23 protein-coding genes, 1 other RNA gene and 1 pseudogene are annotated in these 21,047 nt (G+C 63.3%); 7 read left to right on the top strand and 18 right to left on the bottom strand.

The genetic code is table 11. From position 1 onward, the window contains the following. Nucleotides 1–137: 137 nt before the first annotated feature. From RPG13_RS09680 to RPG13_RS09640, 9 genes are all read right to left on the bottom strand, one after another. A complete protein-coding gene (locus RPG13_RS09680; RefSeq protein ID WP_127205373.1) occupies nt 138–884 on the bottom strand; it encodes an ABC transporter ATP-binding protein in 747 nt (248 codons plus the stop codon). Beyond that, on the bottom strand, nt 881–1,714 hold the full coding sequence (locus tag RPG13_RS09675; RefSeq protein ID WP_337124897.1) for an ABC transporter ATP-binding protein: 834 nt from the start codon (nt 1,712–1,714) through the stop codon (nt 881–883). Before RPG13_RS09675 ends, RPG13_RS09680 begins: the two co-directional genes overlap by 4 nt. Nucleotides 1,715–1,724: 10 nt before the next feature. Then, nucleotides 1,725–2,645: a nickel transporter permease gene (gene nikC / locus RPG13_RS09670; protein ID WP_095487823.1), complete on the bottom strand. Its 921-nt coding sequence runs from the start codon at nt 2,643–2,645 to the stop codon at nt 1,725–1,727. Next, nucleotides 2,642–3,709, bottom strand: a complete 1,068-nt coding sequence (locus tag RPG13_RS09665; protein ID WP_095487821.1) for an ABC transporter permease — start codon at nt 3,707–3,709, stop codon at nt 2,642–2,644. Before RPG13_RS09665 ends, nikC begins: the two co-directional genes overlap by 4 nt. 18 nt (nt 3,710–3,727) lie before the next feature. Further along, on the bottom strand, nt 3,728–5,371 hold the full coding sequence (locus RPG13_RS09660; protein WP_127290221.1) for an ABC transporter substrate-binding protein: 1,644 nt from the start codon (nt 5,369–5,371) through the stop codon (nt 3,728–3,730). Between the two features lie 319 nt (nt 5,372–5,690). Then, complete coding sequence (locus tag RPG13_RS09655; protein ID WP_292623559.1) at nt 5,691–6,962, bottom strand: lytic murein transglycosylase; 1,272 nt, start codon at nt 6,960–6,962, stop codon at nt 5,691–5,693. A 177-nt stretch (nt 6,963–7,139) separates the two neighbouring features. Next, the gene (gene recR / locus RPG13_RS09650) at nt 7,140–7,745 is read right to left on the bottom strand and encodes a recombination mediator RecR (RefSeq protein ID WP_095487818.1); all 606 of its coding nucleotides are present in this window, start codon (nt 7,743–7,745) and stop codon (nt 7,140–7,142) included. Nucleotides 7,746–8,033: 288 nt separating this feature from the next. Continuing rightward, the gene (locus RPG13_RS09645; RefSeq protein WP_292721989.1) at nt 8,034–8,918 is read right to left on the bottom strand and encodes a cell wall hydrolase; all 885 of its coding nucleotides are present in this window, start codon (nt 8,916–8,918) and stop codon (nt 8,034–8,036) included. A gap of 152 nt (nt 8,919–9,070) precedes the next feature. Beyond that, entirely contained in the window at nt 9,071–9,274 is a 204-nt protein-coding gene (locus RPG13_RS09640; protein ID WP_292651602.1) for a hypothetical protein, read from the bottom strand. A gap of 54 nt (nt 9,275–9,328) precedes the next feature. On the opposite strand from RPG13_RS09640, the gene RPG13_RS09635 reads away from it, so the two are divergent. Beyond that, nucleotides 9,329–9,460: a hypothetical protein gene (locus RPG13_RS09635; RefSeq protein WP_281035156.1), complete on the top strand. Its 132-nt coding sequence runs from the start codon at nt 9,329–9,331 to the stop codon at nt 9,458–9,460. Nucleotides 9,461–9,502: 42 nt separating this feature from the next. Here RPG13_RS09635 and RPG13_RS09630 read toward each other — a convergent pair whose 3' ends face one another. From RPG13_RS09630 to ffs, 3 genes are all read right to left on the bottom strand, one after another. Continuing rightward, nucleotides 9,503–9,826, bottom strand: a complete 324-nt coding sequence (locus tag RPG13_RS09630; RefSeq protein ID WP_337124895.1) for a YbaB/EbfC family nucleoid-associated protein — start codon at nt 9,824–9,826, stop codon at nt 9,503–9,505. Nucleotides 9,827–9,852: 26 nt separating this feature from the next. Then, nucleotides 9,853–11,685, bottom strand: a complete 1,833-nt coding sequence (locus tag RPG13_RS09625; protein ID WP_337124894.1) for a DNA polymerase III subunit gamma/tau — start codon at nt 11,683–11,685, stop codon at nt 9,853–9,855. 121 nt (nt 11,686–11,806) lie between these two features. Then, an RNA gene (gene ffs, locus RPG13_RS09620) (signal recognition particle sRNA small type) lies at nt 11,807–11,903 on the bottom strand. 252 nt (nt 11,904–12,155) lie between these two features. Between ffs and RPG13_RS09615 the strand changes: the two genes are divergently transcribed. Both RPG13_RS09615 and nudC read left to right on the top strand, forming a co-directional pair. Further along, complete coding sequence (locus RPG13_RS09615) at nt 12,156–12,575, top strand: HIT family protein (RefSeq protein WP_095487812.1); 420 nt, start codon at nt 12,156–12,158, stop codon at nt 12,573–12,575. Between the two features lie 37 nt (nt 12,576–12,612). Next, nucleotides 12,613–13,554 carry an NAD(+) diphosphatase gene (gene nudC, locus RPG13_RS09610; RefSeq protein ID WP_095487810.1) on the top strand — a complete coding sequence of 314 codons (942 nt, stop codon included), beginning with the start codon at nt 12,613–12,615 and terminating at the stop codon, nt 13,552–13,554. Between the two features lie 177 nt (nt 13,555–13,731). Here the strand turns inward: nudC and RPG13_RS09605 are convergent, their stop codons facing one another. Further along, complete coding sequence (locus RPG13_RS09605; RefSeq protein ID WP_337127098.1) at nt 13,732–14,469, bottom strand: hypothetical protein; 738 nt, start codon at nt 14,467–14,469, stop codon at nt 13,732–13,734. 66 nt (nt 14,470–14,535) lie between these two features. Here RPG13_RS09605 and RPG13_RS34920 point away from each other — a divergent pair. Together RPG13_RS34920 and RPG13_RS09595 are read left to right on the top strand one after the other, a co-directional pair. After that, a pseudogene (locus tag RPG13_RS34920) lies at nt 14,536–14,670 on the top strand (NADH pyrophosphatase zinc ribbon domain-containing protein); the annotation flags it as partial. Between the two features lie 8 nt (nt 14,671–14,678). Beyond that, nucleotides 14,679–14,972: a Dabb family protein gene (locus tag RPG13_RS09595; RefSeq protein ID WP_095487804.1), complete on the top strand. Its 294-nt coding sequence runs from the start codon at nt 14,679–14,681 to the stop codon at nt 14,970–14,972. Between the two features lie 97 nt (nt 14,973–15,069). On the opposite strand, the gene RPG13_RS09590 is transcribed toward RPG13_RS09595, so the two are convergent. Together RPG13_RS09590 and RPG13_RS09585 are read right to left on the bottom strand one after the other, a co-directional pair. Next, nucleotides 15,070–15,753 carry a hypothetical protein gene (locus RPG13_RS09590; RefSeq protein WP_206072995.1) on the bottom strand — a complete coding sequence of 228 codons (684 nt, stop codon included), beginning with the start codon at nt 15,751–15,753 and terminating at the stop codon, nt 15,070–15,072. Nucleotides 15,754–16,121: 368 nt separating this feature from the next. After that, nucleotides 16,122–16,619 (bottom strand): VOC family protein, encoded by a 498-nt coding sequence (locus tag RPG13_RS09585; RefSeq protein ID WP_280953384.1) that lies wholly within the window; start codon nt 16,617–16,619, stop codon nt 16,122–16,124. A 445-nt stretch (nt 16,620–17,064) separates the two neighbouring features. On the opposite strand from RPG13_RS09585, the gene RPG13_RS09580 reads away from it, so the two are divergent. Next, nucleotides 17,065–17,538 carry a VOC family protein gene (locus RPG13_RS09580; RefSeq protein ID WP_126103778.1) on the top strand — a complete coding sequence of 158 codons (474 nt, stop codon included), beginning with the start codon at nt 17,065–17,067 and terminating at the stop codon, nt 17,536–17,538. Nucleotides 17,539–17,601: 63 nt separating this feature from the next. Here the strand turns inward: RPG13_RS09580 and RPG13_RS09575 are convergent, their stop codons facing one another. The 3 genes from RPG13_RS09575 to RPG13_RS09565 form a co-directional block, all read right to left on the bottom strand. Continuing rightward, nucleotides 17,602–18,399 carry an alpha/beta hydrolase gene (locus RPG13_RS09575; RefSeq protein ID WP_337124892.1) on the bottom strand — a complete coding sequence of 266 codons (798 nt, stop codon included), beginning with the start codon at nt 18,397–18,399 and terminating at the stop codon, nt 17,602–17,604. Between the two features lie 77 nt (nt 18,400–18,476). Beyond that, nucleotides 18,477–19,340 (bottom strand): prephenate dehydratase, encoded by an 864-nt coding sequence (locus RPG13_RS09570; protein ID WP_095487796.1) that lies wholly within the window; start codon nt 19,338–19,340, stop codon nt 18,477–18,479. A gap of 28 nt (nt 19,341–19,368) precedes the next feature. Further along, the gene (locus RPG13_RS09565) at nt 19,369–20,097 is read right to left on the bottom strand and encodes a 3-deoxy-manno-octulosonate cytidylyltransferase (protein ID WP_337124891.1); all 729 of its coding nucleotides are present in this window, start codon (nt 20,095–20,097) and stop codon (nt 19,369–19,371) included. Nucleotides 20,098–20,290: 193 nt separating this feature from the next. On the opposite strand from RPG13_RS09565, the gene RPG13_RS09560 reads away from it, so the two are divergent. Beyond that, nucleotides 20,291–20,959 (top strand): c-type cytochrome, encoded by a 669-nt coding sequence (locus RPG13_RS09560; protein WP_337124890.1) that lies wholly within the window; start codon nt 20,291–20,293, stop codon nt 20,957–20,959. The last annotated feature ends 88 nt before the right edge of the window (nt 20,960–21,047 follow it).

Raw genomic sequence — 21,047 nt, 5'->3', positions numbered from 1 at the left:
AGGGGAGATCTGCGGTTTCGGCGCCGCGCTCACTCCTGTGACGATAGGCGAAGCCATCGATGACGGCCAATCTCCCCACCTGTGGGGGAGATGTCCGGCAGGACAGAGGGGGGCGCAACGGAGCTCGACGCAGAAAACTACACCCTCACAAACCCTTCGCTCGCCCTGAGCAGGTTGCGCGTGTAGTCCTTCGTCACGTGACGCCGGACGAGATCGTCCGCGGTGAGGTGTTCGACCGCCTCGCCATTCTGCATCACCATCAGCCGCTCGCACATATGGGTGATGATGGCGAGGTCGTGGCTGACCATCAGGAAGGTCAGCTTGCGCCGACGCCGGATCTCTTCCAGCAGGTTGAGCACTTCGGCCTGCACCGAAGCGTCGAGTGCAGAGGTCGGCTCGTCGAGCAGCAGGATCGACGGCTCGAGGATCAGCGCCCGCGCGATGGCGACGCGCTGGCGCTGGCCGCCCGACAATTGATGCGAATAGCGGAAGCGGAAGCCGGTCCCTAGGCCGACTTCGTCCAGCGCCCGCTGGATGCGTTTCTCACCATCCGCAAAGCCGTGGATGGCGAGCGGCTCCTGCAGCAGGCGGTCGACGGTCTGGCGCGGATGCAACGAGCCGTAAGGGTCCTGGAAGACCATCTGCACCTCACGATAGAAAGCCTTGTCACGGCGCGCGCCGAGTCTTTTTCCGTTGACGGTGATGCTGCCCGAAGCGGCCGGTGCGAGGCCGGCGATTGCCCTGAGAAGCGTCGATTTGCCGGAGCCGGATTCGCCGACCAGGCCGAAGGATTCGCCTGACAGCACGTCGAGGCTGACGCCCTTCAGCGCGCGAAAACGGTCGAAGATCACCTCCAGCCTGTCGACGGAAAGGGCCGAAGTCATGCCGCCCACTCCGGCTTGCGGTCGAGCACGGGCAGCGGGTGGCGGTCGGCACCGATCTTGGGCATGCAGTTGAGCAGCCCGCGCGTATAGGGATGCTGGGCGCGGCCGAGCTCCGACGCCGCCAGCTGCTCGACCACCTTGCCGGCATACATGACGATCACCCGGTCGCAGAAGGACGAGACCAGGCGCAGATCGTGCGAGATGAAGATCAGCCCCATGCCGCGCTCGCTGACCAGCCTGTCGAGGATGCCGAGCACGTCGAGCTGCACGGTGACGTCCAGCGCCGAGGTCGGCTCGTCGGCGATCATCATTTCCGGCCCGGCAATCAGCATCATGGCGATCATGGCGCGCTGGCCCATGCCGCCCGAGACCTCGTGCGGATGCAGGTCGAAGACACGGGCCGGATCACGGATCTGCACGGCCTCCAGCATGGCGAGCGCGCGGTCGCGGGCTTCGGCCTTGCCGGCCTTCTCATGCGTGCGCAGCGTCTCGACGATCTGGCGGCCGATGCTCATCACCGGGTCGAGCGAGTATTTCGGATCCTGCAGGATCATGGCGATGCGTTTTCCGCGCAGCGCCCGGCGGTCGCGGGGCGGCGCTGCAAGCAGGTCGATGCCGTCGAAGGCAAGTTTGTTGGCAGTGACCTCGGCCTGCGGCGGGGTCAGGCCCATGATGGCGCGGCCGGTCTGCGACTTGCCGGAACCGCTCTCGCCGACGATGCCGAGCCGCTCGCGACCAAGCGAGAAGGAGACGCCGCGCACTGCCTCGATCAGGCCGGTGCGCGTCGGAAAGGTGACGCGCAGATCGTCGACCTCCAGCAGCGTGCTCATTGGTCGCTACTCATTGATCACCACTCCGGGGGTCGAGCGCATCGCGCAGGCCGTCGCCGAGCAGGTTGAAGCCGAGGCTGACGATGAGGATGGCAAAGCCCGGCGCACCGGCCACCCACCACTGGTCGAGCACGAAGCGGCGGCCCGACGCGATCATCGCGCCCCATTCCGGCAGCGGCGGTTGCGCGCCGAGGCCGAGGAAGCCGAGACCGGCGGCGGTCAGGATGATGCCGGCCATGTCGAGCGTCACCCTGATGATCAGCGACGAGATGCAGAGCGGCATGATGTGGCGAAGCACGATGCGGAACGGCGAGGCACCCATCAATTGCACCGCCTTGATGTAATCCGAATTGCGCACGGTGAGCGTTTCGGCGCGGGCAATGCGCGCGTAAGGCGGCCACGAGGTGATGGCGATGGCGAGCACTGCGTTCTCGATGCCGGGGCCAAGTGCGGCGACAAAGGCCAGCGCCAGGATCAGCTTCGGAAAGGCCAGAAAGATGTCGGTGATGCGCATCAGGATCGCATCGATCCAGCCGCCGGCATAGCCGGCGACCGTGCCGACCAGCAGGCCGATAGGGGCGGCAATGACGGCGACGAGAATGACGACGTAGAGCGTCCATCGCGAGCCGAAGATGACGCGCGAAAGGATGTCTCGGCCGAGGTCGTCGGTGCCGAACCAATGCTCGGCACTCGGCGCCAGGAGGCGCGAGCCCTTGAGGTCGCCGATTGTCGGCGAATAGGGCGCCAGCACATCGGCAAAGGCCGCGACCACCAGCAAAGCGATGATGATGAGCAGGCCGAGAAACGCCAGCCGGTTGGCGGAAAAGCGCCGCCACGCCACATAGGCGCGGCCGAGCCTTGCCTGCATGCGCGATGCCGGCCGCTCGCTGAGCAGCCAGTCGCGACGGCTTTGTATCGCCTCTGCGCTCATCTCACTTTGGTCCTCGGATCGAGCACTCGGTAGAGCAGGTCGGACAGGAGATTGATGCCGATGAAGACCGAGCCGATGACGATGGTGCCGCCGAGCACCGCGTTCATGTCGGCGTTCTGCAGGGAATTGGTGATGTAGAGGCCGATACCCGGCCATGAAAACACGGTCTCGGTCAGCACCGAGCCTTCGAGCAGGCCGGCATAGGAAAGCGCAATCACGGTGACCATCGGCACCGCCGCGTTGCGCAGCGCGTGCCCCCAGATGATGCGTGTCTCCGACAGGCCTTTGGCGCGCGCTGCGACGATGTATTCCTGGGCAAGCTCGTTCAGCATGAACGAGCGAGTCATCCGGCTGACATAGGCAAGCGAGAAATAGCCGAGCAACGAGGCCGGCAGGATGATGTGGCGAAAGGCATCGAAAAACACATCCCACTGCCGCTGCCACAGAGCATCCAGAAGATAGAAGCCGGTGATCGGCGTGAAGGTGTATTCGTAGACGATGTCGAGGCGGCCGGGAAAAGCCACCCATTGCAGCTTGGCATAGAACAGCACAAGCGCCAGCAATCCCAGCCAGAAGATCGGCACGGAGTAGCCGACCAGGCCGATGATGCGCACGATCTGGTCGATGATGCTGCCGCGCTTGACGGCGGCCAGCACGCCGAGCGGCACGCCGATCACCGAACCGATCAGCGTCCCCAGCGTCGCCAGCTCGATCGTCGCCGGAAAGGCGCGGCGGATGTCGGTCATCACCGGATTGGTGGTCAGCACCGATGTGCCGAAATTGCCGTTCAGGGCATTCTTCACATAGATGTAGAACTGCTCGATCAGCGGCAGGTCGAGCCCCATCTCGCGGCGTGTGCGCTCGACGACATTGGCCGGCGCCCGGTCGCCGAGCACCGCCAGCACCGGGTCGATCGGGATCACCCGGCCGATGAAGAAGGTCACCGCGAGAAGACCGAGATAGGTGGTTACCGCGATGACCAGGAAGCGGGCGATCGACGACGCGACAGCGACAGCACGGGCGCTGCCGCGCCCTGCCGTCGCTTCGCTTTCAACAGTGCTCATGCGGCGCGTCCGCCGGCATCATTCCTTGGAGATCTGGCCGACGAAGTTGGTGTCGAAGCTCGGGCCGAGCGCGAAGCCCTTGAGGTTCTTGCGCAGGCCGGCCACTTCCAGCTGCTGGTGAACGATGATGAAAGGACTGGTTTCGAGGATCTTCTTCTGCAGATCCTGGTACATTGCGGCGCGCTTGGCCGGATCCTTCTCGAGCAAGGCTGCTTCGGTTTCCTTGCTCAAGTCCGGAATGTCCCAGGCGTTGCGCCAGGCCAGCGTCTTGGTCTTGCCTTCATCCGAATTGTCGGGGTTGCTGGCGAAAGTCTGGGCGTTGGAGTTTGGATCGAAATAATCCTGGCCCCACTGGCCGATATAGATGTCATGGTTGCGGGCGCGGTATTTGGTCAGCGTCTGCTTGCCGTCGCCGGGAATAATCTCCAGCTTGACGCCGGCCTGTCCCAGCGTCTGCTGGAACGATTCCGCCATGCCGGTCACCGGCTGGGTGTTGCGCACGTCCATGGTGACGCTGAAACCGTCGGCGAGACCGGCCTTGGCGAGCAGTTCCTTGGCCTTGGCGAGATCGAATTTGAACGGGTTCTCGTCCAGTTCGCCGAGCACGCCTTTGGGCAGGAAGGTCTGGTGGATCTCACCGATGCCCTTGAGGATGGTCGAGCTCAAGGCATCATAGTCGACGAGATATTTGAAGGCCTGGCGAACCTCGGGCTTGGCGAGATTCGGGTTCTTCTGATTGAGGCTGATGTAATAGACCGTGCCCTTCGGCGCGCTGGTGGTGGTGAGATCGGCATTCTTGGCGATGGCGTCGAGGTCGTTCGGCTCCAGATTGCGGGCAACGTCGATGTCGCCGGCCTCGAGCGCCAGGCGCTGGCCCGAGCTTTCCTTCATGTTGCGGTAGATGACGCGGGCAAGCTTGGCCTTTTCGCCGTGATAATTGTCGTTGCGCTCCATGACGACGACCTCATTGGCCCGCCATTCGCGCAGCTTGAAGGCGCCCGAGCCGGCATAGCCGGTCTTCAGCCACGCGTTGCCGAAGTCATTGTCGTATTTGTAGTCGGCGCTCGGCGTGACTGCGGCGACATGCTCCTTGACGAGCTTGGCATCGACGACCGAGGCGACGGTCGCCGACAGGCAGTTCAAGACGAAGCTCGGCGCATAGGCTTTGTCGACAGTGAACTGGAACGTCGTGTCATCGACAGCCTTGGCTTTATCGGCAACGTTGTCGCCATTGATGCCGAACTGTCCGATGATGAAGGCCGGGCTCTTGTCGAGCTTGATGGCGCGCTCGAACGAATAGGCGACGTCCGCCGCCGTGATCGGATTGCCCGAGGCAAATTTCAGGCCGGGCTTGAGCTTGAAAGTATAGACCAGGCCGTCGTCGGAGACCGTCCAGCTTTCGGCGAGATCGCCCTTGACCTTGGACGTATCGCTCAAGTCGAGGCGGACGAGCAGGTCATAGGTGTTGCCGGTGACCTCGGCGGTCGACAGCTCAAACGCTTCGCCCGGATCCATGGAGATGATGTCGTCGATCGCGAAACCCTCGACCAGCGTGTCGGCGGGCGTCACGGCAAAGGCAGGCGCGCCGGCCAGAAGCAGCGCGGACATGGCTGCGCCCGCGAGCAAGAAGCGGGAGCGTAGAGCAAACTTTTCCATCATCATTTTTAACTGTTCCCTGTTTGTTGACCTGAGTTCCCGGCTCAGGGTTGCAGCGTTCTTTGCCACATCGGCCCGAAAATCGGAATCGATTTTCGGAAAGCACGATGTGTAGTCCAAAGTCTTAGAGCGTCCTTTGCGCGTCCAACGGACGCGCGGCGCTCTAACCGAACGATGGCCCCTGGACCGGTTGTCGCGGCAATTTTTGCCCAGTTCCGCCTCACCATATCCGGCGCTTTCAAGCACGGCAACGAGCATTTGCAAAGCTGTTGGTTGGACCAGATCGGGCAGCCACCACGGCCGTGGCGCGACACCCGGAGTGCAGCTATTTCAACGCGGTGACCAAGTCGGCGTCGGGAAAACAGGTGGCGGCGCGACCGTTCCCGGCCTGCCACTTGCCGATCGAGCGGCGCGTCTTGAAACCGGGCAGGCCGTCGGCGCTGCCGACATCGTAGCCCTCGGCCTCCAGCGCGCGCTGCAAGGTGGCGATGTCCGACCTGTGGAGCCCGCCGACCGCGCCCCAGCTGCCGGAAAAATTGCTGTCGCCATGGGCGATGCGATCAGCGCCGTGGCCGATGAACAGGGCGTAGAGATCGCTGGTGTTGTATTGCTTCAGCACGTAGAAATTGGGCGTGACGATGAAGGCCGGGCCGCTACGGCCGGCCGGCATCAAAAGAAAGCCTTCGGCCTTCAACTCGCGCGCCGGAAACGGCTTTGCCGCGACCCGCTTGATGCCCATATCAGCCCATTCGGAAATCCTCTTGCCCTGGTCCGGACCTTCGAGCGAGCAGGAAACCGTTTCAGGCACAGTCACCTCGAAACCCCAGCCGCGGCCCTTCACCCAACCATAGTGGACGAGATAGTTGGCGATCGAGGCCAGCGTGTCCGGCACCGAGTTCCAGATGTCGGCCCGACCATCGCCATCGAAATCGACGGCATGGTTCAGGAACGAACTCGGCATGAACTGCGGCTGGCCGAGCGCGCCTGCCCAGGACGACTTCATCGCGCTGACAGGGGCCAGCCCACGCTCGACGATCTCGAGCGCTGCGAGCAACTCGGTGCGAAAGAAGTCCTTCCTGGTCGCCATGAACGCCTTGGTGCCCAGCACTTCGAAAGCATCGTAAGGCATTTTCGCGGCGCCGAAGCCGGTCTCGCGGCCCCAGATCGCCAGCAGCACCTCGCCCGGCACGCCGTAGCGTTTCTCGATCGCGGCGATCGTCCTGGCATTGGCCGCCGCGCGCGACCGACCGCCTGATGTGACGGCGCGAACCGTCTTTTCGGCGAAATAGGCGCCGGGCGAACCGAACTCCGCCTGATGCTGCTTCTGCGGTGTCGTCGCTTTTTTGCCCGGCATCACCAGGTCGGGCAGTTTGAGGTTCGGCTTGACGCCGTCGAAGGCGGCGTCGAAGGTTTTTCTGGAGATGCCTTTGGCGTTGGCTTCGGGCCAGAGGTCGCCTTGCAGCCAGGCGTGAAACTGGTCGTCGATTTTTGCTGCGGAGGCGGGGGTGGCGAGGAGGAGGGCAACGAGCGTAGCAAGAAAGAACGCCAATCCGCAAAGTCGACGTTCTGTCGCGCCCCCCTCTGTCCTGCCGGACATCTCCCCCACTTGGGGGGAGATTGGCAGCTTTGGCGATGGCAGCTTTTCTCCAGCGTTGAAGGTTAGCGAAAGCCGGCGTGACGTCCGATCTCCCCCCGTGTGGGGGAGATGTCCGGCAGGACAGAGAGGGGCGCGAAAGAATGCAATCATCTCAAGAATACCCCTCCCCCAATCGCCTCAAAACGCCGTACGCGAGCGCAGCGCCGCGGCCAGCGTGCCTTCGTCGAGATAGTCGAGCTCGCCGCCGACCGGCACGCCATGCGCCAGCCGCGTTACCTTGATGTCGAAGCCGGACAATTGGTCGGTGAGATAGTGCGCGGTGGTCTGGCCCTCGACCGTGGCGTTGACGGCGAGGATCACCTCCTTGACCTCGCCGCCGGCGACGCGGTCGACCAGCGAGCGAATGTTGAGCTGCTCGGGGCCGATGCCGTCGAGCGGCGACAACGAGCCGCCGAGCACGTGGTAGCGGACATTCATGGCGGCCGCCCGCTCCAGCGCCCACAGGTCGGCCACGTCCTCGACGACGATGAGCGTGCCGGGGTCACGGCGCGGATCGGTGCAGATCATGCAGGGGTCGGACGTGTCGACATTGCCGCAGGTCGAGCAGATGCGCACCTTGTCGACCGCCTCGCTCATGGCGGCGGCGAGCGGCGCCAGCAGCTGCTCCTTCTTCTTGATGAGGTGGAGTGCGGCTCGCCTGGCCGAACGGGGACCGAGCCCCGGCACCTTGGCCAGGAGCTGGATCAGGCGTTCGATCTCGGGACCGGCGATTCGCTTCGACATCGCATCGGTTTAGGATTTTTCAATGGGTTTTGAAACACCGCAGCGGCGGGTGATGTTCAACGCAACGACGCTGCTGCGGGACAATCGCGTCGGCTTGCGCCGCCCCTCATTGCCCTGCCGGGCATTTCTCCCCGTATAGTGACGGGGAGAAAGGGCAGACCGCGACCTCGGCACCCTTCCTGCAAGGCTGACGATTGGCGAAATCATCGACGAGAGCGTCCTTCTCCCCGTCACTAATACGGGGAGAAGATGGCAGCCAGATGAGGGGCGGCGCCGACGTCGACCGCCTCAGTTTTCTTCCAGCGGCCGGGTCTGGCCGGCGATCATCGCACCGATGGCGTCGGTGTTCTCGGGGGTCGATTCAAACGCCATTGTCGGCTCGGCCGACGCGGCCGGGAACGAGGTGACAGGCCGGGTGTCGGCCGTGCCGCCGAAACGGGCCGCGTCCGGCTCCTGCATCGGTTCTTGCATCGCAACAAGGGTCGCCTTCTGTGGCGTCACCTTCTCCAGAGTCGGCTTTACCGGCTGCGATGCGATCGCGGTCACATAGGTTGCCTTGGCGGGTGTTGCTTTGGGAACCGGCGCCGCGGAGGCGACGAGCGTCACCGGAGCGGTGGCCGCCGGCGCCCGCGGCGTGGCTTGTGCCACCGCGACCGTGGGCTCGTCCGGCAGCGGCTTCCAGTTCCGGCCGCGCTTTTCATAGAAGGCGTTGCCGCCGGCAACCATCGTGTAGTGCATGTTCTTGTAGGGGAAGCGCAGGCCGGCGGTGTGAAAGAACATCGTGTTCTTCAGCTTGGCCTTGCGCTCGCCCTTGAGCACCGCCTCGGCGGCCTCCTCGACATCGGGCATCGCCTTCGAATTCATCCGCCGTGTCATCACGCCCGGCGCAAACTGCCCGCGCTCGCCGACCACCTGACAGATGGTGTTGCCGTGCTTGCCGGAGCGCAGCCGGTTCATGACCACGGTGCCAACGGCAATCATGCCGTCACGGCTCGACCGGTTGGATTCGAAGAACATCGCGCGCTGGAGGCACTCCTTGTCCTTCGCTGTGTGACTGGAGGGCCGGGACCTGATGGCATCGGTCAGACTGGCCACGGACAGGCCATGCGAGGTGGTCTGACTGCAGGCGGCCAAAAACAGCGGAGACGTGACGACGCCGAGCAACAACGGCATCTTCCATCGGGTAGAGATCAACAGGTATCCCCTCGTTTCTGCTGCCAGCCCGCCCAGGCTGCGGCAAGAATGAGACACTTTCAGGCAAAAAGATGGCTAAAGCGTTATTAAGCGGAAAGTGGCAGAACAGACACACCCGATAGAGGGCAGATTTAACTGGCTGACGGCACGAACCGTTGCCCGGGTTCGGCCTCATCGAACTCCTCCGAAAACAGCCCGCGTTGCAGGAACAGCATCCGTGCGACCGTCGCTTTCGGCGCAATCTGCCGCGGCCAGCCGCTTTCGACGAACTCAGCCTTGGTGAAATCGGGCATAGCCACGCAGGCTTCTTCTAGAAGATGGGCGATTTCCAGCACGATGGCACGTTCATCCTTCGACAGGACGGACATGCCGGATTCGATGGACGGACGATGGAGGAAATCGTCGAAGAGATTGAAATAGCCATTGATTCCAACGAGATTCACGCCCGCATCGCAGTCGGCCAGGATTTCCAGGATCTCATAGATCCTGTTTCGGAGGCGCTGCTCTATCAACCTGGCTGATGGCTCTTTGGTCATGGCGCCGCTGAACGCTAAAGCTCAGATCTAGAACGGCAGCTTCATTCCCGGGGGTATCGGCAGTCCCGCGGTCAGTGCCTGGGTCTTTTCCTGCATCCTCTGCTCGACCTTGGCCCTGGCGTCATTGTGGGCGGCGAGAAGCAGATCCTCCAGAATCTCGACCTCGTCCTCCTTGAACAGAGACGGGTCGATTTTCAGCGACTTCATCTCGAATTTGCCGGTCAGCGTCACGCTGACCAAGCCGCCGCCGGCCTGCCCGGTGGCTTCCAGCGTGGCGATCTCGTCCTGCATGGCCTGGAACTTGGCCTGCATTTCCTTCGCTTTGCCCATCAGGCCGAGAAGATCTTTCATCGCGTGGTCCTCTAGATTGATCTGTATCAGGTTTCGTCGTCGTCCGCCGCCGGCTCGACCGGAACTTCGGCCTCGACCGCATCGGCTTCCGGTGCGTCGGGAATGCGCACGTCGATGATCTTGGCGCCGGGAAACCGCGCCAGGATGGCGGCGACGGTCGGGTCGCTCTTGGCATCGAGGAGGGCGTTTTCGCGTTTGGTCGATTCCATTTCGGCCAGCGTCTGACCGCCCTCTTCCTTCGACAGCGACACCAGCCAGCTGCGGCCTGTCCAGGCGCGCAATTTGGCGGTCAGATCGTTGAGCAGCATTTTCGGCGCGTCATCGGTCAAGCTGACGTCGATGCGGCCCGGCTCGATGCGCACCAAGCGCACGCAGCGCTTCACCAGCACCTTGAAGGCCATGTCGCGCTGGGCGTCGGCAAGCGCGACGATATCGGCCAGCGATTTCACCGGCACTGGCGGCGCATCCGCAACCGGCTCCGGCGCGGGAACGAAGGCTGCAGGCATCGGCTCGGGCTCGACCAGCCGCATGGTCTGCGCGCCGCCATTGGCCGTCGGCATCCGCGTCTGGGCCACGGCGCTGGCGCCGCCGCCATTACCGGCACTTGCTGGGCCGGGACTTGCCGGGCCAGTATTTGCGGGCGCACCATTCGAGCGTGGCGCGCCGTTCGGCACCAATGCTGTGCCCTCCAGCGATTTCAATGCCTCGTCCAATGTCGGCAAGTCGGCGGCATGGGCCAGCCGGATCAGCACCATTTCGGCGGCGCTGACCGGCCGATTGGAAGACTGCACCTCGGGAATGCCTTTCAACAGCATCTGCCAGGTCCGCGACATTACCCTGACCGACAGCGCCTTGGCGAAGTCGGCGCCGCGCCGGCGCTCGTCCTCGGACAGCGAGGCGTCATCGAGGGCAGTCGGCACGAAGCGCAGTCGCGTGACGAGGTGGTTGAACTCGGCAAGGTCGGTCAGCACCGCGGCCGGATCGGCGCCGGTATCGTATTGGTTGCGGAACTCGGCCAAGGCGGCCGCCACGTCGCCCTTCATCACATATTCGAACAGGTCGACGATGCGGGCGCGGTCGGCCAGCCCGAGCATGGCGCGCACCGCCTCTGCACTGACAGTACCGCTGCCATGGGCGATCGCCTGGTCGAGGATGGACAGCGAATCGCGCGCCGAGCCTTCGGCCGCACGGGCGATCATCGCCAGCGCGTCGTCGTCGACCGCAATGCCTTCCCTAGCGGCGATCGAGGAGAGATGCGCGACCAGCGCGCCGGCATCGATACGCCTGAGATCGAAGCGCTGGCAGCGCGACAAAACGGTGATCGGAACTTTTCTGATTTCGGTGGTGGCGAAGATGAATTTGACGTGCGGCGGCGGCTCTTCCAGCGTCTTCAGCAGGCCGTTGAAGGCCTGGGTCGAGAGCATGTGCACTTCGTCGATGATGTAGACCTTGTAGCGCGCCGACACCGGCGCGTAGCGCACGCGCTCGATGATGTCTCTGATATCGTCGATGCCGGTGTGCGAGGCAGCGTCCATCTCGATGACGTCGACATGGCGGCCTTCCATGATCGCCTGGCAGTGCTCACCCGGAACGGCAAGATCGACCGAAGGCTGGTCGACAGTGGTGGTCTTGTAATTGAGCGCCCGCGCCAGAATGCGTGCCGTCGTCGTCTTGCCGACACCGCGCACGCCGGTCAGCATCCAGGCCTGGGCGATGCGGCCGGTGGCGAAGGCGTTGGTGAGGGTGCGGACCATCGGCTCCTGGCCGATCAGCTCGGAGAAGTTCGCAGGACGGTATTTGCGCGCCAGAACGCGATAGGCGGCGGCCTTTTCCGTTCCCGAATTTCCGGCTTCGCTCATTCGCCCGTAAAGCTCCAAGGGCCGCCGCTGCAGGCGGCCGATTCCTGCGCATAGTTTCGCCCGCAGGGCTTGGCGCCGTCAATGTCGCCGAAGAAAGGCGGGTGGCGGGAGAAAGGCGAAGGCGGGAGGCTGGAACAATGACCCGTTCCGGGCTCGTTAGGGCTGCTTCCTTCCGGACCTGACCCGGTTGGCGAGTGGACCGTCCACCACCAACCTCCCGTTCTCCATATCGGCAATTCGGCGATGAAATGCAAGTGCGCAGGATCAATCAGCAGGGGTGACGCCGAAAGCTGAAACAAAAAACCCGCCTCGGAAGGCGGGTCATCGGCGCAAATCAGCACCACGCCCAAATCAATAGCATAACTGCCGTCACGGAGCAATGATTCGCTTGCCGCCCTCTTGCGGCCCCCCGGCAGCCGCTTTAGCGTTTATGAAGTTTAAAAAACGCTACAAAAGCGAAGGAAACGCCGATGTTGCCGGGCCTCAAGGCCGGATTCACGCTGGATGCTCGTCTGGAGACGGACAGCGAACAGTTGATGTGGCTCGGGCTGTGCGAGTTGCGGGTGATGAACGATCGCCGCTGGCCGTGGCTGCTTCTGGTGCCGCAGCGACCGGGTGTGGAGGAAATCCACGATTTGACGCCGCTCGACCAGGCGATGCTGACCTTCGAGACCAATATGGTGGCGCAGGCTCTGAAGAGGGTGACTGGCTGCACCAAGATCAACACCGGCGCACTCGGCAACATCGTGCGCCAGTTGCATGTCCATGTCATCGCGCGCTCGGAAGGTGATCCCGGCTGGCCGGGCCCGGTGTGGGGCCACGGCCTGCGCGAGCCTTATCAGCGCCCGGACCTGCGCCGGTTTGCGCAACAGATAAAGGCGGCGCTATAAGCCTGTCCCGTGTCCATCCTGGAATCCAGAGTCTCCCATGAGTTTCCGCCTGTTTGACGCGCCCTTGCGCGAGCCGAGCCAGTTCGTCGGCTTCGCCGGCAATATGATCGACCGGCAATCCGAAAACCGCGCCGACGATTCCGTCGAAAAGGCACTCGCCGATCCCTCAGCCAGGCTTTTGCTGATGCATGGCGGGCGCCTTTATCTGAAGCTCGTTGGCGACGGCTTCGACCCCTGGTTCGGCGCCGAGGAGAGCCAGCCGCTCCAGGCGTCGCTCGACCATGGCGTCCTGCTCGGTTTTTCCGACAGCGGCCCGGTACTCGCCGTTCCGGCAGGCATCGATCCCGAACAATTGCCGGAGACGATCAAGGCCATCGACTATCGCTCGGTCTACATGCAGGGGCTGATCGACGAAGCGGCGGCCGGCGCCATGGCGCAAGGGGCGGCGCTGCTCGCCTGGCATGCCAGCCACCGCTTCTGCAGCAAATGCGGCAATGAAGCCGAAATGCGGGCCGGAGGCTACAAGCGGCTTTGCCCGGCCTGCGCCACCGAGCATTTTCCGCGCACCGATCCGGTGGCGATCATGCTGACGGCGACGCGCGAAAAATGCCTGCTTGGCCGCGGCCGGCATTTCGCGCCGGGGATGTATTCGGCGCTTGCCGGCTTCATCGAGCCGGGCGAGACGATCGAGGCGGCTGTGCGCCGTGAAACGCTGGAGGAGGCCGGCATCAGGCTTGGCCGCGTCGTCTACCACGCCAGCCAGCCCTGGCCGTTTCCCTATTCGCTGATGATCGGCTGCTTCGGCGAGCCGCTCAACGACGACATCCAGGCCGACCTCAACGAGCTGGAAGACTGCCGCTGGTTCTTTCGCGACGAGGTGCTCTCGATGCTGGCCCGCGAGCATCCGGGCGGCCTGGTCACGCCGCCGAAGGGGGCGATCGCCTATAACCTCATCCGCGCCTGGGCCGACAGCGCGTAAAGGTTTGTGGGACCAAAATGACTGGGCCATTTGGGTCAGAGCCTTCGGGCTTCGGCGCGGTTGCAGCGATATTGCAACTGCACCGAACCCTCGACCCTGACCCAAATCCGCCCCACCACAACACTTCAATCCGAGCAAGAATGCTGCAGGTCGGCCATAGCGATCGCCCGTCTGCCGCTATTGGAACTTCGATAGCCCGGTCTGAATAAGTTTGACGCCGGCCTGACGGAATGCGCCTCCGAGCGCCTCGTTGACAACCTGCGCTGCCGCGCTCTCGAACCGGGCGCCCATTACCGCCAGGTCGGCGCCACTCAACTGCTCCTGCCACCACGGCGGCGGTGGAACGGGCTTAGGGAATTTGAGCCTGAGGCCGTTGCCGCAAAGATCGTCGACATACTGCAGAAGACGGCCGCTGACGATGATGATGCCGCGCTGTTCCCCCTGCTGCGGCAGCCAGTCCGCGATTTCCTGAGCAGACGCTGCGCGCTCTATCAACCCGTCGGCCAGAGCGGCGGCGAAGGCGATGCGGGGCGGTAGCGGCTGCGGATTGAGCGCCGCCCGAACCAGGGGGCCGCCAAGGATATCCCACAGTTCAGGATGCCGCTGGGCGATGACGTGAAACAGTGAGTGCCAGGGCTCCGGATGTGGACCGAACCATGCCATTCGCTGCAAGGCGGCAAAGATGATTGGATCCCAGGGACCTCGCGGCTGCGGTTCGTCTGGATTCGGATAGCTGCCCAGCAGGTCGCGGACGAAAGAAACAAACATGTCTCGCGAAATGCTGCCTGAGAGATGGGAAGATGAAACGTCATGCATGGTGAACCTCCGAGCAGTGAATTGTGCCCGCACGACCATGCGAGAAGCGCACTTACGGATGGCATACGGATGGGTGAATTCCGTTGCTTGCGTCTGCATCCATGGCTTTGGAAAGAAGGCTATCGAACTGCGCCGTTTGAATTTCGATGGCTTTTTCGCCTAGTCGAAATGCGGGCGGGCGGCTACAAGCGACACTGCCCGGCCTGCGGCACCGAGCATTTTCCGCGCACCGACCCGGTGGTGATCATTTGTCCATCACCTGATCCGCGCCTGGGCCGACAGCGCGTAAACGCTATGGGGAGCAGAAATTGATCCGTCACACTGTGGTGTTCAGGCTGAAGCACAGGGAGAACTCGGCCGAGGAGGTGAAATTCCTCACTGATGCGAAAGTGCTCGCGGCGATATCGGGTGTCGAGAAATTCGAGCAGTTGCGGCAAGTCAGTCCGAAGAACGATTATCGCTTCGGCTTCTCGATGGAGTTCGCCGACGAGGCCGCCTATTCCCGTTACAACGACCATCCTGACCACGTCGCCTTCGTCCGCGATCGCTGGATCCCGGAGGTCGAGGCGTTTCTCGAGATCGACTACGAGCCGCTGACCTAGGACCAAAAATCCAATCGCTCTGAACGAGCAAGTTCGAACAGACGACGCCTGGCTCACCTGCCGCTCGGCGCGAGCAGGTAAGCCAGGTCGCCGCTTATCACTGGCCTGACGCATGCTGGTGGGACGCACCGGAGTTGTGGTGCTCACAGGTCACCCGCGGGTTGAACTGGGCGAAGATGCCGTTCGGGTTTTCTCGATAGAGCCAGACGTGCCGGTCGTGATGCGGCTCGAAATTATGCGCCTCATCCGCGGGCGTCGTCGGGTCGTCGATCATGGTGTCCCAGGGAACGCCGTAGAAGGAAGGCGGGGCGTCGTGGCCGGCTTCCTTCCACGCTTTCGCGAAGACGAGATTCTCCACCGCGATCAGCTCGAGCGATCCGTCGGCCTGCGGCTCGTAGACGAGGACCGCGGGCTTGCCGAAGTCCGTGTGCGTGCCGGTGCCGTCGACGCGCGGATTGGGCGGAGCGGTGATGCCGAGCATATCGGGGCGAAAGTAGTGGAGGCCCATAGCCCCTAATTTCTGCGGCTGTCCCGTCATTTCGGCGGTCTCGCACATGTTGGCAGGATCGCGGATGTAGCCCTCCGCGAGCGCGACGTTGACGTTGCGGAATCGCTCCGTTGCATGGCGGATTTCGGCAAGGCTCGGCTCGCCGGGCGCGGGGAACGACGATGCGTCGATCCGCGCTGCCTCCGCCGGTGTCAGCGGAGCGGTCGGAGCGGCGGCGGTGGTAGTTATGATCGCGATTGCAGACGCGACAAAGGTTGCTGATCTTGAGCTCATCTGGATGCTCTCCTGTATTCCTGGGCTTCCACGAAATATCTCGGCTTTGGCTGACGTAGAAAGTGAGTCTGCGATGGAAATATTTACTCGCTTCCACGTCCCGAGGCAGCTTGGCTACCACCACAATGTTTTCGCCGTATGTCTTGACTGTTTCATTTGAAATACATCAACTTGTTGAGTTGATAATTCCCTGTGGCGGACGGCATCAGCGCGCGCGATTGCGTCGCGCCGAGGATCGGCAGAGCCGCCTTATCGATCAATCCGATCTGCGCAAGCCAGCAGTACGCGTCCGCGGTAGAGGTGTCGTCATTTCCTCGTCAGGAGTGAGAATTGAATGGTAGGAGGGGTGAAGGAGCGACCGCTCCGCGCTATGACGCGGATGCAGACGGCAGAGATACCGGAACCTGTTCACTCGCCTGCCGCACCAGTTGCTCGACCCTCTGCCGCAATGCCTCTTCCGGCAGCGTCAAATCGAGCGGATCCCCGTAGGGCTGGTCGAAGGCCATGCCGGTCGGCCAGTAGACTTCGACAAGATTTCCCTCAGGGTCTTCGAAATAGAACGCAAGCGATACACCGTGATTGAAGGCCATCTTAATCGGCAGCCCCATGTCGACGATGCGCGTGTAGGCGGCGCGCAGATCGGCCAATGTGCCGACCTTGAATGCGATGTGGCGCAAGGCAGGATTGGTGAAGATAGCGATCTGATGGGACTCTTCGGCCGGATCGCTGCTCAGGAAGGCGGTGGCGCCGAACGGGTTTTCTTCGCCACTGCCACCGACCACCTGAAGGCCGAGGACATCCTCATAAAATCGCGCAAGCGCAGCCGGGTTTTCGGCGACCATGCCGACGTGGCGAAGACCAACGATCCGTGGCGCGGTCGGCCTGCCTGTTTTCTTCGTAGTCAGGGTGACAAACTCCGTGTTGACTCAAATTCCGTCCGCTCGGTCGATCCGATGCGAACGGCGGCGGGGGCCAAAAATTCGCGGAGGGCGTTACATTCTGATTTCAGGAGGGCAGGAGTCTGCTTTCAATTGAAACACCTTCCGCGACCCGCCGTCATGTACATGGCCGGTCGGCTCGTGATGGTGTGCAAAAGGGCCAACACCAGTCATCGCGCGAACGTCCGCTTTGGGAAACAACGAGAATGTCTGTCCGCCCAAAGCGGACCGCGACGCTAGGGTAAGCTGCCCTTTGCGATCGCCGGGGCGGGCCGGACGCTTCCGGGGTGGAGAAAAGCGATTGGCTACCTATTTCGGAAGGGAGCGGATGGGGAAGGCCGAAATCTTGGCTTCAAGGCGAAAGGAACCCGCAATGGCGAAGAATACGATCTGCCTCTGGTACGATAAGGACGCCGAGGCTGCCGCCCGCTTCTACTCCGCGACCTTTCCTGACAGCGTGGTGAGTGCCGTGCACCATGCACCCAGTGACTACCCAGCCGGCAAGGAGGGCGACGTGTTGACGGTCGACTTCACAGTTGCGGGCATTCCTTGTCTCGGCCTCAACGGTGGTCCCGCTTTCAAGCACAACGAAGCCTTCTCGTTCCAGATCGCCACCGACGATCAGGAGGAGACCGACCGCTACTGGAATGCCATCGTCGGCAATGGCGGCCAGGAGAGCGCGTGCGGCTGGTGCAAGGACAAGTGGGGCGTTTCCTGGCAAATCACGCCGCGCGTCCTGACTGAAGCGCTGGCGGCTGGCGGCGACGAAGCAAAGCGCGCGTTTGATGCCATGATGACCATGAGGAAAATCGACGTCGCCGCGATCGAGGCGGCGCGGCGCGGTTGACGGCCCATCGCGATTTGCGGCCAAATCGCTGCCAGAGCTTGCCCGCTCGCCACCCAGTGCTCGTCAATCGTGCGTGACCGCCGCAACGGAGGCGCGTAGCGCGCCGGCGAAGTCGGGATGGCCATAGAGGTCGTTGTGGCCAGCCGCTATGGCGATGTGGCTGCGCAAATCACGGGCGGCCTCGCGCAGAGGTGCCGAGCGTGCCGCTGGAACGATGGTGTCGTTCTCGGCGACGATGACGGCCGTGGGCACATCGAGGTCGCGCAGAGTTTCTGCCGCCTCCATGCGGTGCCGCAGCAAGAGGCGCACCGGCAGCCAGGGATAGTGGTGGGCGGCGAGTTCCTTCAGCGAGTCGAAGGGCGTCACCATGACAATGCCGCGCAAGGGCCGGACGGTCGCCAGATCGACCGCAACCGCAGCGCCGATGCTAAGGCCGATGACGACGATGCCGGCTTTGGCGTCGGTGGCCAGGTGGTCATGGGCGCGTCGGGCGTCCTCGAACAGGGCGGAGGCTGACGGGCTTCCGCTGCTCGGCGCATATCCGCGGTAGTGCAGCGCCGCGACCTCATGTTCGGGGAATAGCTGGTGCAGCATGAGGGCAAGCGCGTCGGCATTCCAGGCATTGCCGGCGAACCCCAGCAGGAGCGGGCGTGGCTCGGCCTGTCTTGCCGGCAGGCGCACCAGAACGAAGCGCTCGCCATCCTGCGTCGCCAACTCGACATGGCGGGCCCCGGCCGGCAGATCGGGTCCGAAAGCCGCAAAGCCGGCCGGAAAGATCAGCCAGGACTGAAGCACATACGCGACGGCGACAACCGCCGCATACAATCCAGCGGCTGCGAGCGCCAGTTTCAGGAGCCACATGCCAGGAATGTCGCCCGGCACTCGTCATCTGGCAAGGCGCCAGGTCAGGACGCCGCAGAGCTCTCGATGAATGCTAGCTAATCCGCCACCTTCCATTGCTCGCGCGATTCGCTGGCGGGATAGACACCCAGGATCCGCATTTCGCGCGAGAAGAAGCGCAGCTCGTCAAGCGCCAGCTTCACCAGCGGATCGTCGGGATGGCCCTCGATATCGGCATAGAACAGCGTCGCCGTGAAGGCGCCGAGCTGGTAGCTCTCCAGCTTGGTCATGTTGATGCCGTTGGTGGCAAAGCCGCCCATCGCCTTGTAGAGCGCGGCCGGCACGTTGCGGACGCGGAAGATGAACGTCGTCATCATCTTGGCGGCGTCGGATGGGCGTTCCGCCCATTGCCTGTTCTTCGTCAGCACGACGAAGCGGGTGACGTTGCTGTCGGTGTCCTCGACATTCTCCTCAATGATGTCGAGCCCATAGAGCGTCGCGGCCAGCGCCGGGGCAAGCGCCGCCATGGTGCGATCCTTCACCTCGCCGACCAGCTTGGCCGAACCCGCCGTGTCGCCGGCGACCACCGGCTTCCAGCCGTTCTTGCGGATGTATTTGCGGCACTGGCCGAGCGCATGGATATGGCTGTGCACGGTCTTGATCTCGTCGCGCCTGACGCCCGGCAAGACCATCAGCTGGAAATGGATCGGCAGGAAATATTCGCCGACGATGTGCAGCTTCGATTCCGGCAGGAGATGGTGGATGTCGGCAACGCGGCCGGCGATCGTGTTCTCGATCGGGATCATGGCGAGGTCGGCCTTGCCGGTCTCGACCGCGTTGAAGGCATCCTCGAAGGTCGGGCACGGCAACCGCTCCATATCAGGGAACATGTTGCGGCAGGCGGTGTCTGAATTGGCGCCCGGCTCGCCCTGGAAGGATATTCTGTTGGTTTTTTCAGGCATGCCAAATGTCTCAGGTTGACCAAATGTCTCAGGTTGAAAGGATGGTTCTGGCGCGTTCGAGGTCGTCCGGCGTGTCGACGCCGAACGGCGCAGACTGCACGATCTCGGCGTCGATGCGCATGCCGGCCTCCAGCGCCCGCAACTGCTCGAGCCTCTCGCGCCGTTCCAGCGGCGACGGCTTCAGCGCGACGAAGCGTTCGAGCGCTGAGCGGCGATAGGCGTAGAGGCCGATGTGGTGATAGAGCGGCCCCTCCCCCCAAGGTGCCGTGGCGCGGGTGAAATAGAGCGCCCGCAACCGCGTCTCCGACAGCGGCGAGCCGACGATCTTGACGACATTCGGGTTGGTCTTTTCGTCGTCGCGGACGATCTCGATGCCGAGCGTGGCGATGTCGACCGCCGCATCCTCGAAAGGCCTCAACGCGGCGTTGATGATGTCGGGATCGATGGTCGGCAGGTCGCCTTGCACATTGACGATCGTTTCGACCTTGCGCCCGGGGTCCAGCGTCGCCAGCGCCTCGAAGATGCGGTCGGAGCCCGATTCGTGGTCCATCCGCGTCATGACAGCCTCGAAACCATGCGCGCGCACCGCTTCGGCCACGCTTTGCGTATCGGTGGCGACCACCACCCGGCCAAGCCCGGCCTCGGCGGCGCGGCGGGCGACGTGGACGATCATCGGAGCGCCGGCGATATCGGCCAGCGGCTTGCCCGGCAGGCGGGTCGAGGCCATGCGGGCCGGGATGAGGATGAGCGTGGACATCGGGTGACGAAGCGTTCGAAAAAGAGGATGGGAAAAGTGGCAAAAGGTCTCACTGGAAGCGCCCTTATAGGTGTTGCAACGCCAGAGCAAAAGACCTAGTTTCCGCCCGATTTGACCGCCTCGCGGGGTGGTTCACGATTACCGACGGACGGAGTGGACGGATCGGTCCGCCGGAAAAGGGAGCCTGGGGCGTATGGACTCTTTCGAAATCAACAAGCTGATCGGCGGGCTGCTCGGAACCGTGTTCGTCGTGTTCTCCGTCGGCATCGTGTCCGATGCGCTGTTCGCCTCCCCCGCACCGGAAAAACCCGGCTTCGCCATCGAGGCGACCGAGGAGCCTACCGAGGGCGGCCCGGCAGCCCCGGCGGCAGAAGCCAAGCCGATCGCCGATCTCCTGGCCAACGCCAATGTCGAGGCGGGTGCCGCCGTGTTCAAGAAGTGCCAGGCCTGCCACTCCGGCGAAAAGGGCGGGCCTAACAAGGTCGGCCCCGATCTGTGGGACGTCGTCGATCGTCCAGTGGCCTCTCACGAGGGCTTTGCCTATTCGGCTGGCATGAAGGAATATTCGAAGGCCGGCGCGGAGAAGTGGACCTACGAGAACCTCGACCACTTCCTCTTGTCGCCCAAGAAGGACGTGAAGGGCACCGCTATGGGTTTTGCCGGCCTGCCGAAGGATGAGGACCGCGCCAACGTCATCGCCTATCTGCGCACGCTGTCGGACAATCCGAAGCCACTGCCGACGCCTGGCGCTTCGGCGGCTGCACCCGCTGAAGGTGCGGCGCCGGCCAAGCCGGCAGAGGGTGCAGCACCTGCTGCTCCCGCACCAGCCCCTGCTGCTCCCGCACCAGCACCGGCGCAATAACGCAATTGTCATGTACATATCTTTGGGAAAGCCGGGCTCAGCCCGGCTTTTTTAATGGGAAAAGCGCATCTGCGGCGACAAAGCCGGC

This window comes from Mesorhizobium sp. ISC15 (assembly GCF_037162615.1).
GTDB classification, from domain to species: domain Bacteria; phylum Pseudomonadota; class Alphaproteobacteria; order Rhizobiales; family Rhizobiaceae; genus Mesorhizobium; species Mesorhizobium mediterraneum.
Note: the sequence above shows the minus strand (reverse complement) of the source record. Positions and strands in the feature narration are given on the sequence as shown.

Coding starts and splice junctions, on each gene's coding strand:
- RPG13_RS09680 (WP_127205373.1), bottom strand. CDS start 884: ATGACTTCGGCCCTTTCCGTCGACAGGCTGGAGGTGATCTTCGACCGT.
- RPG13_RS09675 (WP_337124897.1), bottom strand. CDS start 1,714: ATGAGCACGCTGCTGGAGGTCGACGATCTGCGCGTCACCTTTCCGACG.
- nikC (WP_095487823.1), bottom strand. CDS start 2,645: ATGAGCGCAGAGGCGATACAAAGCCGTCGCGACTGGCTGCTCAGCGAG.
- RPG13_RS09665 (WP_095487821.1), bottom strand. CDS start 3,709: ATGAGCACTGTTGAAAGCGAAGCGACGGCAGGGCGCGGCAGCGCCCGT.
- RPG13_RS09660 (WP_127290221.1), bottom strand. CDS start 5,371: ATGATGATGGAAAAGTTTGCTCTACGCTCCCGCTTCTTGCTCGCGGGC.
- RPG13_RS09655 (WP_292623559.1), bottom strand. CDS start 6,962: ATGTCCGGCAGGACAGAGGGGGGCGCGACAGAACGTCGACTTTGCGGA.
- recR (WP_095487818.1), bottom strand. CDS start 7,745: ATGTCGAAGCGAATCGCCGGTCCCGAGATCGAACGCCTGATCCAGCTC.
- RPG13_RS09645 (WP_292721989.1), bottom strand. CDS start 8,918: ATGCCGTTGTTGCTCGGCGTCGTCACGTCTCCGCTGTTTTTGGCCGCC.
- RPG13_RS09635 (WP_281035156.1), top strand. CDS start 9,329: ATGGAGGAAATCGTCGAAGAGATTGAAATAGCCATTGATTCCAACGAG.
- RPG13_RS09630 (WP_337124895.1), bottom strand. CDS start 9,826: ATGAAAGATCTTCTCGGCCTGATGGGCAAAGCGAAGGAAATGCAGGCC.
- RPG13_RS09625 (WP_337124894.1), bottom strand. CDS start 11,685: ATGAGCGAAGCCGGAAATTCGGGAACGGAAAAGGCCGCCGCCTATCGC.
- RPG13_RS09615 (WP_095487812.1), top strand. CDS start 12,156: ATGTTGCCGGGCCTCAAGGCCGGATTCACGCTGGATGCTCGTCTGGAG.
- nudC (WP_095487810.1), top strand. CDS start 12,613: ATGAGTTTCCGCCTGTTTGACGCGCCCTTGCGCGAGCCGAGCCAGTTC.
- RPG13_RS09605 (WP_337127098.1), bottom strand. CDS start 14,469: ATGCAGACGCAAGCAACGGAATTCACCCATCCGTATGCCATCCGTAAG.
- RPG13_RS09590 (WP_206072995.1), bottom strand. CDS start 15,753: ATGAGCTCAAGATCAGCAACCTTTGTCGCGTCTGCAATCGCGATCATA.
- RPG13_RS09580 (WP_126103778.1), top strand. CDS start 17,065: ATGGCGAAGAATACGATCTGCCTCTGGTACGATAAGGACGCCGAGGCT.
- RPG13_RS09575 (WP_337124892.1), bottom strand. CDS start 18,399: ATGTGGCTCCTGAAACTGGCGCTCGCAGCCGCTGGATTGTATGCGGCG.
- RPG13_RS09570 (WP_095487796.1), bottom strand. CDS start 19,340: ATGCCTGAAAAAACCAACAGAATATCCTTCCAGGGCGAGCCGGGCGCC.
- RPG13_RS09565 (WP_337124891.1), bottom strand. CDS start 20,097: ATGTCCACGCTCATCCTCATCCCGGCCCGCATGGCCTCGACCCGCCTG.
- RPG13_RS09560 (WP_337124890.1), top strand. CDS start 20,291: ATGGACTCTTTCGAAATCAACAAGCTGATCGGCGGGCTGCTCGGAACC.